Genomic DNA, 7,604 nt, shown 5'->3' with positions numbered 1-7,604 from the left:
TTCCCGGTGCTGCAGCTGCAGAGCTTTATCGTACTTCTGATTCAGAGAGCTGCCAGCTTACAGAAACGCAGGATGTTACAGATGGTGTGCTGGATATGACACTGCCGTCAAACTCCGTATCTACTTATGTAATAAGAGCAAATGACAAAAGTGCAATCTGCAGTCCCTCCAATTATGCAAAAATCGTGGATGCAGATGTAGAAAAGCCGGAAGAAGAGTGGACCTCAGATATTAATAAGTTTAGCTATGCAGGTTCCTGGGGAGATTCCGCAGATGATTTCGGAGGTGGAAAGTATACCACAGCACAGGATGGTTCGGCTGACTTTACCTTTGAGGGCAGTCAGGCTTTAATTTATGGAACAAAGGCACCGGAAGGGGCACTTGTAAATATAACCGTGGACGGCGGGGAGCCACAGGAAGTATCCCTGGTTTCCGCAGATAAAGAGGGCAGTACAATTCTCTTTAATACAGGAAGCCTTGGAGAAGGTACACATACCATATCCATATCCAAAGCAGCGGATCAGAATGAAAAGCTGCTGGAGATCAGCTGTGCAAAAGTGGTAAGGGGAACGCTGGAAGAGAAGGTTGAAAAAGTTGAAAAAAGTAAAACAGTGTATACCGTAAGCGGGGTGCAGCCTCTGTTGCCGGCTGCCGTATCTGCCTGGACAAATATGGGCAACAAAGTTGAAAAAAATGTTGTTTGGAACCTGGAAGGTGTTGATTTTACAGGAAATGTAACACTGGAGGGGACTGTCCCGGAAACATCTGCCAAAGCATCGGTAGAGGTTAAGGTTGTAACAGGAAATGTGCAGTATTTTATTGACTGCAACAATCCGGGTTCACCGGAATATACACGGGTTAACAGCTATGCAAAACTTTTAAATGAGACCCCGGATCAGAAATTAACGAATGGAACCTGGGGATACCTGGAGGAATACGGCGCATACACCGGGGATAAAAACGATAATTATGACACCGGATGGTACGCAGGCCAGGGGCAGTCAATCAGCTATGTGGTTCCGCTTAAAGCCGGTAACTACCGTGTAAACCTGGGATTCAAAGAATGGTGGAACCAGGACCGACCAATGAAGGTATCGGTGACAGCAGGAGATAAGACTACGGAGCTTGGTACGGCAAATACCTGGAAGGGAGGAAATCCATGGAGTGAGGAAGTCTATGAGTTCACCTGCGAGACGGAAGAAAATGTTACATTTTCCGTGGCAGCAGACGGAGGGCCAGATCCGGTACTTTCCTATCTTCGGATTCAAAATATACTGGATGTACAGGAACTAAAAGATGCACTTGCCGGGGCAGCAGCAATTGACAGAAGCTTGTATCCCATGGAAAAACTGGCAGTGCTTGATGATTTAGTAAAAGCCGGACACCCCCTTCTTTACCAGGCGGGAACAAGTCAGAAGGATGTTGAACAGGCAGCTTTGCATATCCGTACAGCACTTGCAGATCTGAATGGCAGCGGTGAAACAGAAGAAACGGATCTGACAAGCCTGAGACTGGCAGTTGCAATGGCTGAAAAACTGGAAATACAGCAAAACCAAAACAATTGCTTTACAGAAAGCAGCTGGGCAGCCGCAGAAGAGGCCCTTAACATGGCAAAAGCAGTGCTGGAGAAGCCAGACGTTTCCCAGGAAGAAGTGGACTTGGCATTTTTGAAATTGATTACAGTATGCAACCTTTTGGAGAATGATACCCAGAAAACAGGTCTTCTGGCAACAATTGAAGGAGCTGAGGCGGTTCTGGCAGACGAGGAAAGTCTGGCACAGTATACGGAAGAAAGCGTCCAGGCAGTCAGGAATGCCCTGGCGGAGGCAAAAAGAGTATATACAAACGAGGGTATGAATCAGGAGGAAGTAAATGCGGCTGCCAGTAAGCTGATGGATGCAGTAACAGGTTTACTGTTAAAGAGAGAGGACTCAAGGCTTGGCATACTGATTCAAAAAGCAGAGGCAATGCTGAAAAATGAGGCGCAGTATACACCATCCACTATCGAAAAATTAAAAACAGCACTGGAAGCGGCAAAGGCAGTAGTCAAAAACAATCAGGCCAGTGAGGCGGAAATCAATAAGGCATACAATGAACTGGCAGCTGCCATGACATCCCTCGTGAGAAAGGGGAACAAAACAGAGCTTAAAAATGCACTGGATATGGCGGATAACATGCTACAGGAACCCGGAAAATATCTGGGCAGCAGTATAGCTGGACTTCAGGGATTGACAGACGAAGCCCGGAAGGTTTATGATGATGTAGAGGCAGATGCAGAGCGTATCGGCGAAGTATTGAAGGGGCTGATCAATGAGATTCTTAAAGCCCGCCTTATGGGAGATACGGACCTGAATGGAGTGGTAGATACAAATGACTCCGCGGAACTGTTAAAGTATAATGCAGAGCTCAGACCATTTACTGAGGAACAGGAACTGGTAGCTGATGTAAACGGGGATGGAACAGCAGACAGTGGTGACGCAGCGGTTATTCTGCAGTATGCGGCGGAAAAAATTGTATCATTTTAGCAGATCCTAGAACCTGTTTTACATGCGCTGAAGCGTATTTAAACCAGGCTCTGATAGGTGAAGCAATAGATCCGGATGTATCTTACTAATTTAGGATATGTCCGGATTTTTTTGCTTATGTTTTACCCGGGGAAAGTGTATGTCAAACAAAGGAGAAAATGGAGAAGGAAAAGAAAATGGAGAGCAGTTGTAAGATAATGATAGTAGATGACGAATTTATCATGCGGCAGGGAATACGATTTATGATGAGATGGGAAGAGGAGGGGTATGAAATAGTAGGGGAGGCATCCAATGGAAAAGAAGCACTGGATTTGATTCCTTCACTGGAACCTCACATTATTCTGTGTGATATTGCTATGCCGGTCATGAGCGGACTGGATTTCATTAAGGTAGTAAGCAGAGAGTATCCGGAAATTAAAACCGTTGTATTGAGCAGCTATGATAATTTTGAATATGTCAGGGAAGCACTGTTAAATGGAGCGGTAGACTATGTTCTGAAGCCTACGCTTAATTCGGAGGAACTGCTGAAGCTGGTAAGAAAAGTATCTCAGAAGATACCGGATCTTCAACTTAAGAAAAAAACGGTTTCCGGCCTGGATAAGATGCTGGAAAGATATCTGGCAGGCTATGAACATGAACTAAAGGGAGCGGATGAGTTTCTGAGAGTGCTGCCCCACAGCTGCTATCGGCTGTTTGTGCTGCCGCTGCGGTGCAGGGACAGCAGCGGCGTTGATATGTCTCCTGTGTTATATGAGAAAACAGAGGAATTTCTGAATAGCATTCCCTACTGCAAATATTTAAGGTTTCTCCTGCGCAGAGAAACTTTATGTATAATTCTGAATTATGGGGTGAGGGACGAGGACAGGCTGATTGAGGATCTGCATGCATTTATGGAGCAGATAGGGCTAATTTCAGAGAGAATTCTGGGAACTCTGGGATTCCAGTATAAGAAACTGGAAGACTTAAAAAAAGATTTCCAGACACCTGGTTTTCTGGAACGGGAAAGTTTCTATTACAAAGGAGTGCATTTGTGCAGCATCCGGGAAATTTCAGAGGAGGAATCACTGGAGAAGTTTGATTTTCGTAAATTTGCATCTGCGGTAGTATCGCATAAATACAATGAGGCAATAGGAATTTTCCGGGTCTATATCGAAAAAGCAGTGAATAGCCAGTTGCCGGAATTTAAGCTGAAAAACCAGACAAAAAATCTTCTGTATAACCTCATAGGAGATTCAGAAGAACGGGTGCAGGAATTGGAGGAAATCAGCCGGGAAGCTTTTGATAAAATTGAGAAATCATCCTGCTGTGAAGAATTCCTGGAGGTTTATGAAGAGATGCTTGATAGGATAGAGACGGTCCTTGAGACCACGGAGGAGGACCAGAATGTATATCTTGGAAAAATACTGGATTATATCCAGAAACATTATACAGAAGAACTGAATCTGCAAAATCTTGCAGAAGAATTTAATTTCAGTTACTCCTATCTTTCCGCCTATTTCAATCAGCATGCCTGCGAGGGATTTAGTGAGTATCTCAATAAAATCCGCATACAGAAAGCCTGTGAGTTTCTGAAAGATTCCAGATATTCTATTGCACAGGTCAGCTCTGTGGTAGGTTATTCCGATCACAGCTATTTTTGCAGGGTATTTAAGAAAATCGCAGGTAAAACACCCAGTGCATACAGAAGGGATAGTCGGTGATCCGGATGAAGAGAAGCATATGGACAGGAAAAAAAGTGCACTCCAACAGCATGGTTACTAAAATTCTTGCAGTTGTGACTGCCGGAATTCTGTGTGCCATTCTTGCAGTTACTGCAGTCATTATCGGTATGTCAAAAAAAATATTTGTAGATACCTATATAAGGTCCCAGGAAAAAGTGTTTTTAAGGATCGAGCATGAACTGAATAATTATCATGAAGATCTGATGAAGCTGTTCAGTGCGTTAAATTCCAGCTGGAATTTAAAATTGTACCTGCATGACGGAGCGCAGAGCCCTCAGTTTACATTTAAGATAACGTATAAGGCTGATCAGGACATGAAGAAAGCAATCCCCTCAAGTATGGACAATATCAGTGCCATGGTAGTCAGCAAGAGCGGAAAGAGTTATCTCAACCGGGAAGAAACAATAATAACGCCTGTCTCAGAAATTATTGGTTCGGAAGAAGCAAAATATGCACTGGAAAATCCTGAGACGGTGCAGTATATATTTAAACAAAACGGCTATACCTCAACGACCAGAAATACGCCGGTGATGATGGCGGTAAAAGCGCTCAGGGCAACCGGAAGTGAAGTCCCATACGGGGTGGCATACATAACACTTAAAGAAAGAGATTTTAAGAGGTATTATGAATATTTTACTTCACAATATGCGGAGTTTTATATGGTGGATCAGACAGGTAAGGTTGTTTCTTCCTCTGATAAGCAGATGGTCTGGAAGCAAATGCCACAAAAGAATCCGGGTATGGTACTGGAAAAAAAACTTGCCTATTATCACTGTACGGCATATGGCATTATCAACACCCAGAAAGCGCTGGGTAACCTGTATAATGAACCGTTGCTCTGGGTTATCTGTGGAGGCATTATGGCGGCTGCAAGCATCATAATATTCTTCATAACCAGACAGACAGCACGCCCCCTGTCCAAACTGGTATATAAAATGTCAAATGCCAGAAAGACCCGGTATGATGAACACATAGAACTTACGGGATCTAGAGAAATTGAGGAGTTATCCTGTACATACAATGAGATGCTGGACGAGCTAAACAGATATATCGGTGAGCTTCTGACAATCCAGAAGGAGAAACGCAGGGCAGAGATTGCGGCTTTGCAGATGCAGATAAACCCGCATTATATTTATAATACCCTCGCAAGCATAAAATGGCTTATATTTCAGGGAGATGTTGAAAAATCAACCAAGACTATAGATGCCTTTATTGCTCTGCTGAGAAGTACAATCAGCAATATGGACGAGTATATTACCATAGAAAGGGAAATAGAAAACCTGAAAAATTATGTGCTGATAAATAATACCAGATACGGTGATAAAATACAGGTGGAATATTTTGTAACCTTCGGGTGTGAGGAATGCAAAATACCGAAGATGATACTGCAGCCATTTGTGGAAAATGCATTTTTTCATGCGTTTCCTTATGAGGCAAAGGGAAATATCAAGATTTTGGTTCGTATGCTCAGTGGAAAGCTTCAACTTCAGATTATCGATAATGGTGTGGGGATAGCAGACGAGAACCTGCGAAAATTAACAGGAGAAAATGCCAAAACAGATCATTTCAGCGGAATAGGAATCAACAACGTGTCTGACAGGCTGAAACTGCTGTATGGAAGTGAGTACGGAATCAAAATTGAAAGCAAGGAGAACCGGGGAACAACAGTTACTATCCTGATTCCGGTGAAAAACCAGCGTACCCTCTGGCTTGCATCAGAAGGGGCAGCCACAGTACCGGAGGGAATTCCCCCTTGTTAGGTATTGCAATTTAAACTTTATCCGGCAGGTACTCGAACAAAGATTGCAATCAGGTCTGAAATATTGTAATATTATAATAGGAAGAAATCCAAAATGACAGGAGGGCAATAAAATGTTCAGTTTTAATAAAAGTGATGTTTATATAGGTTACTCTCTGGTTGAAATGAACCGTGTCCGTGACATTCTGGACCGGGAAAAGATTAAATACGATTATAAAGTCATCAATCACGGCGGACAATGGATTCCTGGAAGAGGTACGGCAAGAGCAAATTTTGGAAGTGCCGGCGTGGACCCTGCTTATGAACGACAGTATAAGATCTTTGTGGAAAAAAAGGATTATGAAAGGGCAAAATACCTGATTATTCAAGAAAATAATTGACGGCAGTAAATATCTCCTTCATAATAAGTATAACAATAAGATTTAATAAAAATAATTACCATATGCAGATAAATGAATAAATATGCAGATATATGTAAGGAAATCAGATGAAAATACCGAAGATGATATAAGGAGCCTTTATGGATGAATTAAACAATGCACAAACAGATGTGGAATGGGAAAAAGAATACCGGGGCATTTCGGTTAAATATGAGAAGAGCTGGGTGCGTATTGTATGCGACCAGATTTTGAAAGATTATCTGGATGAGGAAGGCAATGGCTCGCTGGCACTTGCGGACTATGCCCTCGGACGATACAAGGAAAAGTTTGGGTGTGAATTGGAAATTAAGAGGCATTCATTGGCAATAGAAATTCTCGCCCATGTTTACGCCGACAAGTTTGCAGGATCCATGCTGGATGTGAAAAAGGGACTTGCGCCCACGGAATTGAAGGCTATGGAGGCAAAAATGGAAGACATTAAATCCCATACCGGTATCATTGACTGCGGAGAAAAGTCTGTGGATTCGAACCGTGTGGTGTGGGATAATCTGGAACCGCTCCATGGAATTATTTATGGGGTGATGGGGAAACATGCGTAAAACATTTGCTATTTTCCCGAAAATGTTTTATAGTATCTGTATAAATTTACAAAGTGAGGAAGTGAAAGAATGATTTCAAGCCAGGTTTTACAAAATGCTATTGACGAATTACGTGCAATCACCAGGATTGATTTGTGTATCATGGATCTGGAGGGCCGTTTGGTCGTTACGACATTTGCAGACAATGACATCGCAGGTGATACTGTGCAGCTGTTTGCTGATTCTGCAGCTGACAGTCAGGTTATACAGGGATATCATTTCTTTAAGATATTTGATGAGAGAACCGTAGAATACGTGCTGATTGCCAAGGGTTCCAGCGAAGATGCATATATGATAGGAAAAGTTGCAGTCTGTGAAATCCAGAATCTGATTGTAGCTTATAAAGAACGTTTTGATAAGAATAACTTTATCCAGAACTTATTGCTGGACAACCTGTTATTAGTAGATATTTATAACCGCGCAAAGAAGCTTCATATTGAAACGGAAGCAAGACGTGTGGTATTTATGGTAGAAACGAAATATGAGAAGGATAACAATGCACTGGAGACAGTAAAAAGCCTGTTTGCATCAAAACCGAAGGATTATATTACTGCTGTAGATGAAAAAAGTATTATTTTGGT

At 42.6% G+C, this 7,604-nt stretch carries 5 protein-coding genes and 1 pseudogene; all 6 read left to right on the top strand.

What is annotated here, in order from left to right; genetic code table 11:
- On the top strand, window positions 1–2,525 hold a 2,525-nt coding region (locus tag RHS_RS28185), incomplete at its 5' end, for a dockerin type I domain-containing protein (protein ID WP_395023623.1).
- Between the two features lie 158 nt (window positions 2,526–2,683).
- Window positions 2,684–4,225 (top strand): response regulator, encoded by a 1,542-nt coding sequence (locus RHS_RS28180; protein WP_395023622.1) that lies wholly within the window; start codon window positions 2,684–2,686, stop codon window positions 4,223–4,225.
- A gap of 5 nt (window positions 4,226–4,230) precedes the next feature.
- Window positions 4,231–6,006: a sensor histidine kinase gene (locus RHS_RS32230; protein ID WP_152614274.1), complete on the top strand. Its 1,776-nt coding sequence runs from the start codon at window positions 4,231–4,233 to the stop codon at window positions 6,004–6,006.
- Window positions 6,007–6,118: 112 nt separating this feature from the next.
- A complete protein-coding gene (locus RHS_RS28170; RefSeq protein ID WP_027295353.1) occupies window positions 6,119–6,385 on the top strand; it encodes a hypothetical protein in 267 nt (88 codons plus the stop codon).
- A 140-nt stretch (window positions 6,386–6,525) separates the two neighbouring features.
- Window positions 6,526–6,984 carry a hypothetical protein gene (locus RHS_RS28165; protein WP_052377902.1) on the top strand — a complete coding sequence of 153 codons (459 nt, stop codon included), beginning with the start codon at window positions 6,526–6,528 and terminating at the stop codon, window positions 6,982–6,984.
- A 69-nt stretch (window positions 6,985–7,053) separates the two neighbouring features.
- A pseudogene (locus RHS_RS28160) lies at window positions 7,054–7,604 on the top strand (PucR family transcriptional regulator); the annotation flags it as partial.

Source organism: Robinsoniella sp. RHS (genome assembly GCF_001029355.1).
Lineage (GTDB): Bacteria > Bacillota > Clostridia > Lachnospirales > Lachnospiraceae > Robinsoniella > Robinsoniella peoriensis.
Note: the sequence above shows the minus strand (reverse complement) of the source record. Positions and strands in the feature narration are given on the sequence as shown.

Coding starts and splice junctions, on each gene's coding strand:
- RHS_RS28165 (WP_052377902.1), top strand. CDS start 6,526: ATGGATGAATTAAACAATGCACAAACAGATGTGGAATGGGAAAAAGAA.
- RHS_RS32230 (WP_152614274.1), top strand. CDS start 4,231: ATGAAGAGAAGCATATGGACAGGAAAAAAAGTGCACTCCAACAGCATG.
- RHS_RS28180 (WP_395023622.1), top strand. CDS start 2,684: ATGGAGAAGGAAAAGAAAATGGAGAGCAGTTGTAAGATAATGATAGTA.
- RHS_RS28170 (WP_027295353.1), top strand. CDS start 6,119: ATGTTCAGTTTTAATAAAAGTGATGTTTATATAGGTTACTCTCTGGTT.